12 protein-coding genes are annotated in these 13,050 nt (G+C 59.7%); 8 read left to right on the top strand and 4 right to left on the bottom strand.

What is annotated here, in order from left to right:
- Nucleotides 1-118 precede the first annotated feature (118 nt).
- From RH950_RS18415 to RH950_RS18400, 4 genes are all read left to right on the top strand, one after another.
- Entirely contained in the window at nucleotides 119-1,174 is a 1,056-nt protein-coding gene (locus RH950_RS18415) for a TRAP transporter substrate-binding protein (protein WP_028465556.1), read from the top strand.
- Between the two features lie 155 nt (nucleotides 1,175-1,329).
- Nucleotides 1,330-2,697, top strand: coding sequence for a glutamine synthetase family protein (locus RH950_RS18410; RefSeq protein ID WP_350059210.1), 1,368 nt, complete (start codon nucleotides 1,330-1,332; stop codon nucleotides 2,695-2,697).
- Between the two features lie 7 nt (nucleotides 2,698-2,704).
- Complete coding sequence (locus RH950_RS18405; RefSeq protein WP_350059209.1) at nucleotides 2,705-4,087, top strand: aldehyde dehydrogenase family protein; 1,383 nt, start codon at nucleotides 2,705-2,707, stop codon at nucleotides 4,085-4,087.
- 5 nt (nucleotides 4,088-4,092) lie between these two features.
- Complete coding sequence (locus RH950_RS18400) at nucleotides 4,093-5,238, top strand: iron-containing alcohol dehydrogenase (RefSeq protein ID WP_350059208.1); 1,146 nt, start codon at nucleotides 4,093-4,095, stop codon at nucleotides 5,236-5,238.
- Nucleotides 5,239-5,303: 65 nt separating this feature from the next.
- On the opposite strand, the gene RH950_RS18395 is transcribed toward RH950_RS18400, so the two are convergent.
- From RH950_RS18395 to speB, 4 genes are all read right to left on the bottom strand, one after another.
- Nucleotides 5,304-6,878, bottom strand: coding sequence for an ATP-binding protein (locus tag RH950_RS18395; protein WP_350059207.1), 1,575 nt, complete (start codon nucleotides 6,876-6,878; stop codon nucleotides 5,304-5,306).
- Between the two features lie 216 nt (nucleotides 6,879-7,094).
- On the bottom strand, nucleotides 7,095-7,484 hold the full coding sequence (locus tag RH950_RS18390) for a helix-turn-helix domain-containing protein (RefSeq protein WP_350059206.1): 390 nt from the start codon (nucleotides 7,482-7,484) through the stop codon (nucleotides 7,095-7,097).
- A 12-nt stretch (nucleotides 7,485-7,496) separates the two neighbouring features.
- Complete coding sequence (locus tag RH950_RS18385) at nucleotides 7,497-7,739, bottom strand: type II toxin-antitoxin system RelE family toxin (protein WP_350059205.1); 243 nt, start codon at nucleotides 7,737-7,739, stop codon at nucleotides 7,497-7,499.
- A 95-nt stretch (nucleotides 7,740-7,834) separates the two neighbouring features.
- A complete protein-coding gene (gene speB, locus RH950_RS18380; protein ID WP_350059204.1) occupies nucleotides 7,835-8,791 on the bottom strand; it encodes an agmatinase in 957 nt (318 codons plus the stop codon).
- Nucleotides 8,792-9,343: 552 nt separating this feature from the next.
- On the opposite strand from speB, the gene RH950_RS18375 reads away from it, so the two are divergent.
- The 4 genes from RH950_RS18375 to RH950_RS18360 all read left to right on the top strand — a co-directional run bounded on the left by RH950_RS18375 (nucleotide 9,344) and on the right by RH950_RS18360 (nucleotide 13,048).
- Nucleotides 9,344-10,033 (top strand): tetratricopeptide repeat protein, encoded by a 690-nt coding sequence (locus tag RH950_RS18375; protein WP_350059203.1) that lies wholly within the window; start codon nucleotides 9,344-9,346, stop codon nucleotides 10,031-10,033.
- A gap of 81 nt (nucleotides 10,034-10,114) precedes the next feature.
- The gene (locus tag RH950_RS18370) at nucleotides 10,115-10,870 is read left to right on the top strand and encodes an FKBP-type peptidyl-prolyl cis-trans isomerase (protein ID WP_350059202.1); all 756 of its coding nucleotides are present in this window, start codon (nucleotides 10,115-10,117) and stop codon (nucleotides 10,868-10,870) included.
- Between the two features lie 6 nt (nucleotides 10,871-10,876).
- Nucleotides 10,877-11,794: a heme-dependent oxidative N-demethylase family protein gene (locus RH950_RS18365; protein ID WP_350059201.1), complete on the top strand. Its 918-nt coding sequence runs from the start codon at nucleotides 10,877-10,879 to the stop codon at nucleotides 11,792-11,794.
- Nucleotides 11,795-11,797: 3 nt separating this feature from the next.
- The gene (locus RH950_RS18360) at nucleotides 11,798-13,048 is read left to right on the top strand and encodes a TIGR04372 family glycosyltransferase (RefSeq protein ID WP_350059200.1); all 1,251 of its coding nucleotides are present in this window, start codon (nucleotides 11,798-11,800) and stop codon (nucleotides 13,046-13,048) included.
- The last annotated feature ends 2 nt before the right edge of the window (nucleotides 13,049-13,050 follow it).

Below are 13,050 nucleotides of genomic sequence, written 5' to 3'. Positions count from 1 at the left end.
AACAAAGCAGGGAAGAACGGCGCGACGCGCCACAACAGGGAGATGTGACGGTTTCTTGCAGCCGCCGCATCGGGGCAACGGGTTCAAATGAACCCCATCAAAGAGGGAAATTGGTGAGATGAAGAACAGACGCGATTTTCTGAAGACGGCTGCCGTCGCGACGGCGGGGGCCGGCGCAACGACACTGAGCGCGCCTTACGTTCAGGCGGCGACCAACAAGACTATCAAATGGCGCCTGCAGACCTATGCGGGTCCGGCTCTTGCCGAGCACGTGATCAAGCCGTCCATCGACGCCTTCAACAAGGTCGCCAACGGCGAGATGGAAATCGAGCTCTACTTCGCCGACCAGCTGGTCCCGACGGGCGAGCTGTTCCGTGCCATGCAGCGCGGCACCATCGACGCGGTGCAGAGCGATGACGATTCCATCGCTGCCCCGGTCGATATCTCGGTATTCGGCGGTTATTTCCCCTTCGCCACCCGATACAGCCTCGACGTGCCGGTGCTGTTCGAGCAGTACGGCCTGAAGGAAATCTGGGAAGAGGCCTATGGCGAGGTCGACGGCGTGACCTGGCTCAGCGCCGGCGCCTGGGACCCGTGCCACTTCAACACGGTCGATCCAATCAACAAGCTGGATGACCTGAAGGGCAAGCGGATCTTCACCTTCCCGACCGCGGGCAAGTTCCTGTCCCGCTTCGGCGTGGTGCCGGTCACCCTGCCGTGGGAAGATATCGAGGTCGCGGTGCAGACCGGCGAGCTGGACGGGATTGCCTGGTCCGGCATCACCGAGGATTACACCGTCGGCTGGGCGGATGTGACCAACTACTTCCTGACCAACAACATCTCCGGTGCCTGGTGCGGTTCCTACTTCGCCAATTCCGAACGCTGGGATGAGCTGCCGGAACATCTGAAGACCCTGTTCCGGCTCTGCATGGACAGCTCGCACTACTACCGTCAGCACTGGTACTGGGGCGGCGAAGCCAAGCTGCGTGTCCATGGCACCAAGCTGAAGCTCACCTCCATCGACGACGCCGAGTGGAAGACGGTCGAGAACGAGGCCGAGAAGTTCTGGGAGGAAATTGCTGACCGGACGCCTCGGACGAAGAAGGTGGTCGAGATCTTCAAGCAATATGCGGCGGATATGAAAAAGGCCGGCAAGCCGTACCGCTATAGCTAAGACCTGACTCTCTTTTCGGGAGTTACCAATACCGGCCGCCTGATACCCCGGGAGGGGAAGACGGCGGCCGGATCTCGTCCCGGGCCTTCCGGCCTGGACGCTGACAGATGACACACCGGGATCATCCCCGAACACAGGAATGATGGGTTATCGGCATGGCAGGCAAACTCACCCTTGAGGAATTGCGCGCGGCGGTCGCGAGCGGCGAAATCGACACCGTACTTGCGGCGCAGATCGACATGCAGGGCCGGCTGATGGGCAAGCGGTTCCATGCCGAGTTCTTCTGCGAGAGCGCATACAAAGAGACTCACAGCTGTAACTATCTTCAGGCGACTGACATGGAGATGAATACGGTAGAGGGTTTCAAATCGACCAGCTGGGAAGCGGGCTACGGCGATTACACGATGAAGCCGGACCTCTCCACGCTGCGCCGCATTCCCTGGCTGGAAGGCACGGCGCTGGTGCTCTGCGACATGCTCGACCATCACACGCACGAGGAAGTTCCGCATTCGCCGCGCGCGATCTTGAAGAAGCAGGTCGCCCGGCTGGAAGCGATGGGTATGAAGGCCTTCATGGCCACCGAGCTGGAATTCTTTCTGTTCAAACAGAGCTTCGAGGAAGCGCACGCCCAAGGCTATCGCAACCTCGATGTCATCAGCCCTTATAACGAGGATTACCACATCTTCCAGACCACCAAGGAAGAAGGGGTGATGCGGGCCATCCGCAACGGTCTGCACGGCGCCGACATCCCGGTGGAGAATTCCAAGGGCGAGGCCGACGCGGGCCAGGAAGAGATCAATGTCCGCTATGCCGAGGCCCTGACCATGGCGGACCGACACGTGCTGATCAAAAACGGCTGCAAGGAAATCGCCTGGGCCAAGGGGCACGCGATCAGCTTCCTCGCGAAATGGCACTACGATTACGCGGGCAATTCCTCGCACGTGCACCAGTCGCTCTGGTCGCTCGACGGCACGCCGCTGTTCTTCGACCCGGAGGCCAAATACGGCATGTCGGAGCTGATGCAGAACTACATTGCCGGGCTGCTGGCTCATGCCGGGGAGATCACCTGTTTCCTTGCGCCCTACATCAATTCCTACAAGCGCTTCGTGGCAGGCACCTTCGCGCCGACCAAGTCTGTCTGGTCCATGGATAACCGCACGGCCGGCTTCCGGGTCTGCGGCGACGGCACCAAGGCGGTGCGCGTCGAGTGCCGGATCGGCGGCGCCGACCTCAATCCCTATCTCGCCATGGCGGCTTTGCTCGCCGCGGGCATTGACGGGATCGAGAAGAAGATGGCACTGGAGCCGGAATTCAAGGGCGACGCCTATGGCGGAGCCAATATCCGCGAGATCCCGGCGACGCTGCGGGAAGCGACCGCGGCGCTTGATGGATCGACAATGTTGCGGTCGGCCTTCGGTGACGAGGTGATCGACCATTATGTGCATGCTGCCCGGTGGGAGCAGATTGAATATGACCGCCGCGTGACTGACTGGGAAGTCAATCGCGGGTTTGAAAGGGCCTGACACTTCAATGACCAAGATGCTTCAGTGTATTTCGCCGATCGACGGCTCCGTCTTCGCGGAACGTCCGGTGATCGAGCAGGCAGCAGCGCGCGAGATTCTCGCGGCGGCGCGTGATGCCCAGCGCGCATGGGCGGCACGGCCGCTGGCCGACCGGGTTGCGGTGGTCCGCGCCGGTGTTGCCCGGCTTGGCGAGATGCAGGCCGAGATGGTGCCGGAGCTGGCCCACATGATGGGCCGCCCGGTGCGCTATGGCGGCGAGTTCGGTGGCACCGACGAGCGTGCCTCCTACATGGCCGATATCGCGGAGACGGCGCTGGCGCCGATCGTGGTGGAGAATTCGGACAAATTCGAGCGCCGCATCATGCGGGAGCCGCACGGTCTGGTCTTCGTCATTGCGCCCTGGAACTATCCCTACATGACGGCCATCAACACCGTTGCACCGGCACTGATCGCCGGTAATGCGGTGGCGCTGAAGCATGCGACGCAGACCCTGCTGGTCGGTGAGCGTATGGTTCGCGCCTTCGAGGAAGCGGGGCTGCCGAAGGGGCTTTTCGTCAATCTCTTCCTCGATCACGGCACGACCGAGGCTCTGATTGGCACTCGCGAGTTCGATTTCATCAACTTCACCGGCTCCGTCGGTGGCGGCCGTGCCATCGAACGGGCGGCGGCGGGAACTTTCACCGGGCTTGGTCTTGAGCTTGGTGGCAAGGATCCGGGCTATGTGATGGAAGACGCCGATCTCGATGCAGCTGTCGATACGCTGATCGACGGCGCCATGTTCAATTCCGGCCAGTGCTGTTGCGGCATCGAGCGGATCTATGTGCATGAGAGCCTCTATGACGCTTTCATTGAGAAGGCCGTTGCCATCGTTTCCGGCTACAAGCTCGGCAACCCGATGGATGAGGCAACGACGCTCGGTCCGATGGCGCACAAGCGCTTTGCCGCTCTGGTGCGTGAGCAGACCAAGGAGGCCGTCGCCCTCGGCGCGACGCCGCTAGTCGACCCGAAACTGTTCCCGGAAGATGACGGCGGCGCCTATCTGATGCCGCAGATTCTGACCGGCGTGACCCACGAGATGCGGGTGATGCGGGAAGAGAGCTTCGGCCCGGTCGTCGGCATCATGAAGGTTAGTGACGACGCGGAAGCGATCCGGCTGATGAATGACAGCGATTTCGGCCTGACTGCATCGCTCTGGACGAAAGACACCGACCGGGCCGCCAACATTGGCGCGCAGCTTGAAACCGGCACCGTCTTCATGAACCGCGCCGACTATCTCGATCCCGGCCTGTGCTGGACCGGTTGCAAGGATACCGGCCGCGGCGGTGCGCTGTCCGTCATCGGTTTCCAGAACCTGACCCGACCGAAATCATACCATCTGAAGAAAGCCTGAGTGCCATGAGCATCAAAGCCAACTGGAGCTACCCGACCGCGATCCGCTTCGGTGCCGGACGGATCGCCGAAATCGGCGAGGCATGCGCCGCAGCCGGCATCAAGCGCCCGCTGCTGGTCACGGACAAGGGACTGGCGAGCCTGCCGATCACCGCGAAGACGCTGGATCTGATGGACGCCGCCGGGCTCGGCCGGGCCATGTTCTCGGAAGTCGATCCGAACCCGAACGAGAAGAATCTCGACGCCGGTATCAAGGTTTTCAAGGACGGCAATCATGACGGCGTCATCGCCTTCGGCGGCGGCTCCGGTCTCGATCTCGGCAAGATGGTTGCCTTCATGGCGGACCAGAAAGGCTCGGTCTGGGATTACGAGGATATCGGCGACTGGTGGACCCGGGCCGACGCCGACGCGATCTATCCGAACGTCGCCGTGCCGACCACGGCGGGCACCGGCTCCGAAGTCGGTCGCGCCAGCGTGCTGACCAATTCCGAGACCCATGTGAAGAAGATCATCTTCCATCCGAAGGTGCTGCCGAGCGTGGTGATCTGCGATCCGGAGCTGACCGTCGGCATGCCGAAGCCGATCACGGCCGGCACCGGCATGGATGCCTTCGCGCATTGCCTGGAAGCCTTCTGCAGCCCGCATTACCATCCGATGAGCCAGGGCATCGCGCTCGAGGGCCTGCGGCTGGTGAAGGAGTATCTGCCGCGCGCCTATGCGGACGGCTCCGATCTTGAAGCCCGTGCTCACATGATGAGCGCGGCCGCCATGGGTGCGACCGCCTTCCAGAAGGGCCTCGGCGCCATTCACGCGCTGTCCCACCCTCTGGGCGCCGTCTACAATACCCACCACGGCACCACCAACGCCGTGGTCATGCCCCCGGTGCTGCGCTTCAACCGCCCGGCCATCGAGGACAGGCTGACCCAGGCGTCGGCCTATCTCGGCATTACCAGCGGTTTTGACGGCTTCTTCGATTACGTGCTGAAGCTGCGCGAGGACCTCTCGATCCCCGACAAGATGTCCGCCCTCGGTGTCGGCACCGACCGGATCGACGAGCTGGCCGCCATGGCCATTGATGACCCGAGCTGCGGCGGTAACCCGGTGGAACTGACCGTTGCGAACCTGACAGAGCTGTTCAAGCAGTCGATCTGAGTTGTTTCGGTCCTGAAATTCAAAATGGCGGGCGGAGTTATTCGCCCGCCGATGAGGCTGGTTTTTCACTCATCATCCTGAAGCCCTTTGGGATTATGTAAGACGTAATGAGCTTTGGGATCTCTTGGAAATTCTCCAGGAACGAAAGCTAAAACCTGTTTCCTGCAGAGCCGTTCAAGATCTTTCTTGGATGTCCCCCAAGTCCGTCCTGTGAGTCTTTGTGCCTCAGATACTTGGATCGTTCCGTTTCTGAACGTGTAAGCTGCGATCTTAACTTCATGCTCTTGAAGTTTTTTCCAAAGATCAACGCCAAAGTGTATGGCCACATCTCGATCTGTCGCACGCTTTCTTGTCTCTTGATCGTTTTTCAGCGAAACTCGAACCACAATCCCATGAAGAACTTCTTGTTTGAATTGTGGGTCGGGTAACCCGTACTCATTCATGCTGTCACGTATTCTTCGTGTTCCTTCGCGCGCCATTTGTACGTATCCTAAATAGCGTAAAGCATCCATTAGGTGAGGATTTCTGGCCGCACGAGTTACGTAAATTGTTTGTTCGTTCACAGGAGGCACAAATCCACCCGGACTCTCTATTTCCATCCTATCGCTAAATATTTTTACAGTTGCCTCAGTGCCGGAATATCCATACGAGCGGTGAACGCATGCATTCACAAGTGCTTCGAACCATGCCCATCTAGGATATTCTGGTGTTGTTACAAATTTTCCTTCTTTGTTTAGCCAAGTAACGTCATGAAGCGTATCATCTATTATTGTTGACGCATTCTTTATTACTTCAACTAGATTTCCTTCTGAGAACTTATCTCTAATAGGAGAGTAACCTTCTCCAGTTCCTTCAGATGTTCCTTCAAATCTTTGAATTCTCACTCTACAGCCCGGGATTGTTTTTCGAGGATCTTTTGCCGCTATCAAAACAAGGGAGTTAAGCGGTTCTATTTTTCCATCATTTTCTCTGAGAAGGTGTCTGTCGATCAGGACTTCTTCATTACTCCAATCAGTTCTAAATTCTCGTTGCCGGAAGGCATCACAGAAATCTTGAATAATATCTAATCGAAAATCTTTTGGGTAAATATAAGGGGCAATTTCAAGTTCATAAGATAGTTCATTTCTTGTTGATCGAAAGTCTCTTTTTTCTTCTTCTGATAATTTGTGTTTGGAGTCTCCATATCGAATCCAAGCCTCTCCTTTGTGATTTTCGACTAATTTTCCAATAAAAGGAACATATATAGCTGCTATAAAATTCTCTTCATCGGGACTTGCCACGGGAATTCTTTTAATTTCGGGGCGAGCTTGTGGGCACATTTGTATATGAAATTTTTCAATATTATTTAGCTGTTTTTGGGAAAGATTTTTACAGCCGGTGGGAGTTCCATTGTCTGCAACTCCGATGATAAGAACTCCTCCTTCGGGGGTATTTGAGAAAGCGCTATAATAAGCGGATAGATCCTCCCAATTAATCTTTGGGGTAGCTTTGTATTCAATTCTGCGATCTTCCTTGAAATGGGGTAACATCCTCTGTGTGAAGCGATTCCAAATATCTCTGGGTGTCCACAGTTCTGGTCGGTCGTTCGTCGAGAACGGCTCGTCGAATGGTAGATCCAGCTGTTCAGTATGTTTGTTCATCTATATATAGTATGTTGAGCGTAGCTCGACACCCCTAGTGTGGTGGTTCTATCGGCATTCACTATACTAATTTCAACGTACCGCATTTAGTCGGAATTGTGGTGGCCAATTGTGTGCACGTGCAGATAGTGACGTTCTGCAATTGTGCAGCTTTCGCCCGATGAAGTTCAGCAGCTGCCGCGCGCGCAGCCGAAATGGTCATGTTCTGGCTCTTGTTCAGTAATCCTCGGTCAGAACCGTCAGCGGTACGGCAAGCGCCTTGGCGATGGCCTTGATCGTGCTGAGTGTTCCTTCACGGGCGCCGCGCTCGATTTCGGAAAGATAGCTTTGGGAAATACCCGCGGCCTCCGCCAGTTCCTTCTGGGTCATGGAGCGGAACTCCCGCAGAACGCGGACGGGGCTTTCGCGCGCTTCCAGTCGGTCCCAGACGGCTTCCGGCAAGGCGATATCGTCGCCGCGTTCGATGGCGGCCATGGATTCCCGATAGATGCGCAAGGTTTCGGCATCTTCATCGAATTGGTTGGCGGCCATCAGGTCGAATTCCTCCTTGGAGAGGACGACCATTTGCTCGCCGGACGGTGAGGTGATGATCTGGATTTTGCTCATATCGACGGTGTCCTACCGATAGATGTCGCGGCGATGTCCTGCGCGCAGAATTGAAATGCCGGCGGGACTGTCGCTGAAGACGACACGGTAATCACCAACCCTGAGACGGAATACGGGCTCACCCTGCATTGCCTTGACGTCGCCTTTTCCTGTCTCGGCATATTCGGAAATTTTCGACCGGAGCCGCTCTCGGATCTCCGGCGCCAGTTTCCTCATCTGCTTCAGCGCGGTGGTAGTGTACTGGATTTCGCTCATAACCGATATCGTTAAATGCGATTGACGTTATTGCCAGTATCGCTATTCGGTATATGAGCGGTTTTGAGAGTATTTTGGCCGACTAGGTCCGGAATTCACTTCCGGTGATGCAGAATCCGTCCGATGAAATTCAGCAGCAACTGCGCCGCCAGCGTCGTGGTGCTGCCGGAATGATCGTAATCCGGCGCAACCTCGACCAGATCCACGCCGACCACAGAACCGCGCCTGGTCAGCCCGTCCAGCAATTCCAGCCCCTCGTAATAGGTGAAGCCGCCATGGCTCGGCGTGCCGGTGCCGGGGGCGATGGAGGGGTCGAAGCCGTCGATATCGATGGTAACGTAATAGCGTTTGCCGGCCGGAATGCGCTCCAGCACGCCCTCGACGCCGAGTTTGCGGAACTGCCGGACGGAGAGGACGTCGGAGCCCATGGCGCGGGCATCTTCGTAGCCTTCGCGCGCAGTCGATGACACGTTCCGGATGCCGATCTGGCTGAGGCCGGTGACGTAGGGCTTTTCCGCCGCCCGCCGCATCGGGTTGCCGTGACCGGAACGCACGCCATGCCGTTCGTCGACGAAATCGAGATGGGCATCAATCTGCACCAGATGCACCGGTTCCTCCTCGGAGAAGGCGTTGATGCAGGGTATGTTCACCGAATGATCGCCGCCCAGCACCACCGGGATGGCGCCGGCCTTCAGGATCTTGCGCACGCCGAACTCGATATTGGCGTGGCTCTGTTCCGTATCCGTATGGATGATGTCCGCATCGCCCAGATCGACAATCCGCGTCGTTTCCGCCGGCAGGTAGGTGATGTCGTCCTCATGATCGTAGGCGCCGCCATGCCCGAAGGAGAACAGGGTGGAGGCCTCCCGGATGCCGCGCGGGCCGAAACGGGCGCCGGGGCGGAACTGGGTGCCGAAATCGAACGGCGCGCCGAGCACCGCGACATCCGCCTCGATGGCATCCCAATCCGGCTGGTAGGGATATTTGCCGAAGGTTGCGATACCGACGAAGGGGAGGTTGAGGCGGCCCGTTTCGTATCCGTGCGATGACATGAGATTATCCCGGGGGTTTGGAGGCGATGAGACGTGACGGCATTCCAGGCCATTCCGTCGAATGGTGCAATCCTGTTCCTGTCGGCTCGGGAGCACAGCGAATGCATGAGTGACCGGCGGCGCGACATTCCGGCTCTGGTCGGTTGACCTTGTTGAAATATTTGAAGTGCCTGAGATGCGACAGATCTTCGCGTTGTCTGCTTTTCAATTGCCAAGGACGGGCAAAAAAGTCACATTCAGAATGACTTGGGCACCCATTGGAGACTTTGGTGGCGGTTCGTACGTTCATTTTGCTGATTTGTTTTCTTGTTTCGGCATGCGCCAACTTGCCGTTCCAGACCGCTGCGCGCTCCCAACCTGAACCGGCTCCGGCGCCGGACCCCCTCTATTGCTACAAGACTCTCGGGAAGATCAATTGCTACACCCAGCCGCTGGACGGTTCGGAAGCAAACCGTCTTGTCGGATTCGAGGGGCCCGCTCCACGCCCGAACGCCGGCACCGGACCGCTTTCACCGTAACGGCCCTGCATCCCATCAATTGACGGATTTTTCCTTGAAACGGGTACTCCCGCCACTCCTCGCAGCATTCGCGTTTCTGAGCCTGTGTTCCGATGTGTCCGTCGCGGCGGACAGCAAGCGCCAGACCTATGGCGAAGCCATGGACTGGTATCGTGCGCAGGCCGAAGCCGGCGACGCCAAGGCGCAGTTCTATTACGGACTGGCGCTGGAGCGCGGCGCCCAGGGCAGCAAGGGGGACGCGGACCGCGCCCAGGCGGTCGAGCTCTACAAGAATGCCGCCGAAGGCGGCTATGCGCTGGCCCAGTACCGGCTCGGCGTGCTGTACCAGATCGGGCAGGGGGTCGAGAAGGATCTCGGCCAGGCCCGCAAATGGTTCGGCGCGGCGGCAGAGGCCGGACTGCGCGAGGCCGAGTTCAATTATGCGGTCATGCTGGAGACCGGCGCAGGCGGCCCGCGCGACCCGGAAGGCGCTGCCAGGCTGTATGAGATTTCCGCCGGCAAGGGCGTCCGTCAGGCGTTCCTGCCGCTCGGTATCCTGTTTGCCCGCGGCGAAGGGGTCGAGCGCGATCTCGTCGAGGCCCTGAAATGGCTCATTCTCGCCGTGCGTGCGGATGCCGAAGGCGTGGGGCCGGCCATGCATGCCGTGCGTGGCGCCCTTGACGAGCAAGCCCAGGCGGAAGCCCAGAAGCGGGCCGAAGCCTGGCGCATGACCTTGCCGGAATAGCTTTTCCGCCGGCTTCGGCTGGACTCATCGGCAAGTCCCGCTACCCTGACGGTCAGACATGTCCATACAAGGATTGATCCCATGAAGAGATCCGTTCTAGCCGCCCTCGTGGGACTCGCGCTGAGCTGGTCCACTGCACATGCGCAGACGACCGAGGAATATACGCCGGGCACACTGGGGGTCCTCGACATGGCGCTGGGCACCGGCGCGACCGCTGTCGAGAATGCCTCGGTCACCGTGCATTATACGGGGTGGCTATTGGACGGAACGAAGTTCGATTCCAGTCACGACCGGAAACAGCCTCTCACTTTCACCCTTGGCGCCGGGCGGGTGATCCGCGGCTGGGATCTGGGGGTGAAAGGCATGAAGGTCGGCGGTACCCGTGAGCTGACGATTCCGCCGGACCTTGGCTACGGCGAACGCGGCGCCGGAGGTGTGATTCCGCCGAATGCGACCTTGCGTTTCGAGGTCGAACTGCTCGCGGTCGCCCCGCCGAAATTCAAGGCGATCGGGAATGAAGACCTGAAAAGCCTGATGCAGCGCGGCGTCACCGTGCTGGATATCCGCCGTGCCGATGAATGGGCGGAGACCGGAACCATACCGGGCGTGCAGCGGCTGACCGCCTTCGACAAGAACGGACAGTTCGTTCCCACCTTCCCCGATGCACTCGACGCGCTGATCGACCGGGATGTGGAGGTGGTGCTGATCTGCCGCACCGGCAGACGCTCTCTCGCGCTGGCACGCGCCATGGCCGATCAGGCGGGTTTCACGAAGGTCTATACCCATGCCACCGGCATGGTGGACTGGATCGAGGCCGGCAATCGGGTGGAAAAGTAGGCGGCGATGGATGCGGTATCGGAAACGAAGGAGCCGCGATATGCGCCCTATGCCAATGGCCGCTTCCAGATGGCCATGGGCCTCGTTGCGCTCGACCTGACGGACTGGATCGATGTCGACGACAGCCGCGCGGCGGAGCTCTGCGAGAAGGAGCGGCTGCTGGCGGTGCAGCACGAAGCGGTGTTCGGCGATCTGCCGGGCAGTGCGCCGGCACAGCGCGAGGTCCTGATGCTCCTGCTGGATAATCTGGAGCGCTGTCATCCGGGACTGATCTCGTGCGACGACGGCATGGTCACGGTCGCGGAAACCGGAAGAACCTACCGGCTTGCCGGTTTTGCCGACCATGCGCTGGATCTCGCCGGCCGGCTGGTGCAGGAGGATCTCTGCCTGATGACACCGGGCGAGGAGGGCTACGTGCTGCATGCCGCCTCTCTCTGCTTTCCGGCGCGCTGGGTGCTCGCCGAGAAGCTCGGCCGGCCAATGATGGGCATTCACGAGCATGTTTCAGGCTATGCGGAGAAGCTGGGCAGGCCGGTGGACCGTTTCTTTACCCATCTGAAGGCGGACAAACCGGTGGCGCGGCTCAATTGGTCCGTTGTCGACGACCCGGCCCTGTTCCAGACCAGCGGCAAGTTCCGGAATGACGGCCAGAGCGTGATCACGCCGGAGAATGCGGGCGACCGGCTCTGGCTCCGGGTTGAACGGCAGACCCTGCGCCGGCTGCCGGACTCCGGCGATATCCTGTTCACCATCCGCACCTTTGTCGATCCGCTCTCCTCGCTGGCGGCGCGGCCGGACCTTGCCGCCGGCCTGCGCGCCGCGATCGCGGAGATGCCGGAAGGCATGCAGCGCTACAAAAGCCTGATCCCGTTTCGCGCGGCGCTGGACGGCTATCTTGGAGCCCTGATGGAACGGGCTGCCTGACGGATGGATACGGAAACCCTGCTTGCCGAGCTGCGCAAGCCGGAGACGCTGAATATTCTGGGCCAGGTGCTGGAGCCGCATCTGACAGATGGCGCCCGCACGCTGGTCTATCCGATGCCCTATGCGGACGCAATCGGCCATCTGGCGCCGGAGCCGCATTACCTGGCCTCGCTCTATGGCGCGGAATATGACCGGGTCGTGCTGCTGACACCGCCCCGCGCCGTGCCGAGCATGAAACGCCCGCTATATGACCTGCTGGCCCGGGATTTCGGCATGGCGGAAACCCAGCATGCGCCCTTGCTGCTGTTGCGGGATCTCGACCGGGGGATCGTCCGGATGGGGCCGTTCGATCTCTGCCTTGTGCACACCCACAAATTCTACCGCGCCTATACTCAGCATCGCGCGGCGCGAAAGCCGCTGGTACATCTCAAGCTCGATGACGAAATGCGCACGGTGGGGGAGCGCTGGCTTGCGGGCATCGGTCTGGAGCCGGGCAACCCATATGTTGCCCTGCATATGAGGGAAGAGGGATATGCGCATGATGCCGGCAGCGCGCCTTACGGGAAGCTGCGTGCGGTTGACCCCGCCAACTTCCGGCCGGCCGTCGACTGGCTTGTCGAGGCCGGTTACACGGTGTTCCGTCTGGGGGGAGAAAACTCCGATCTGTTCACCCATCCGTCCGGAAAGGTGATCGATCTGGCCCATGATCCGCGCGCCGAAGACTTCCTCGACATATACCTGATGGCGACCTGCAGCTTCTCGCTGAACTGCCAGTCCGGCCCGGAGGCCCTGGCCCGTGCGTTCGGGCGTCCGAGCGTCAATACCAACCTCCTGCCGACGGTGATGAGCCACCATCTCGACAGCGATCTTTTCCTCTTCAAACCGCTCTATCGCGGAGACAGCGCAACACCGCTGTCATACGCGGAGCAGCTTGAATTCATGCTGCCCAACCGGCTGATCTCCGGCCCGCTTCCGGACCAGAACTGGTACGAGGAACAGAATATCCGGGCGGAAGACTGTACGGCGGAGGATCTGCTTGCGGCGGTGCAGGAAATGCATGATCGGATTGGTGGCGGGGCGGCGCCGGATGACGTGGCCAACGCGCGGTTCGTGGCGATGAGCAAGAGCTATGAAAGCCAGATCCGGGACAATGAAATCGCCCGGTTCCAGGGCAACGACGTCTATGCCTACGCCCACAACATGGGCACACTTTCGGCAAGTTGGGCCCGGCTCAATCCGTGGTTTCTTGCGTGACG

The sequence above is a fragment of the Nisaea sp. genome (genome assembly GCF_040217065.1).
In the GTDB taxonomy this organism is placed as follows: domain Bacteria; phylum Pseudomonadota; class Alphaproteobacteria; order Thalassobaculales; family Thalassobaculaceae; genus Nisaea.
Note: the sequence above shows the minus strand (reverse complement) of the source record. Positions and strands in the feature narration are given on the sequence as shown.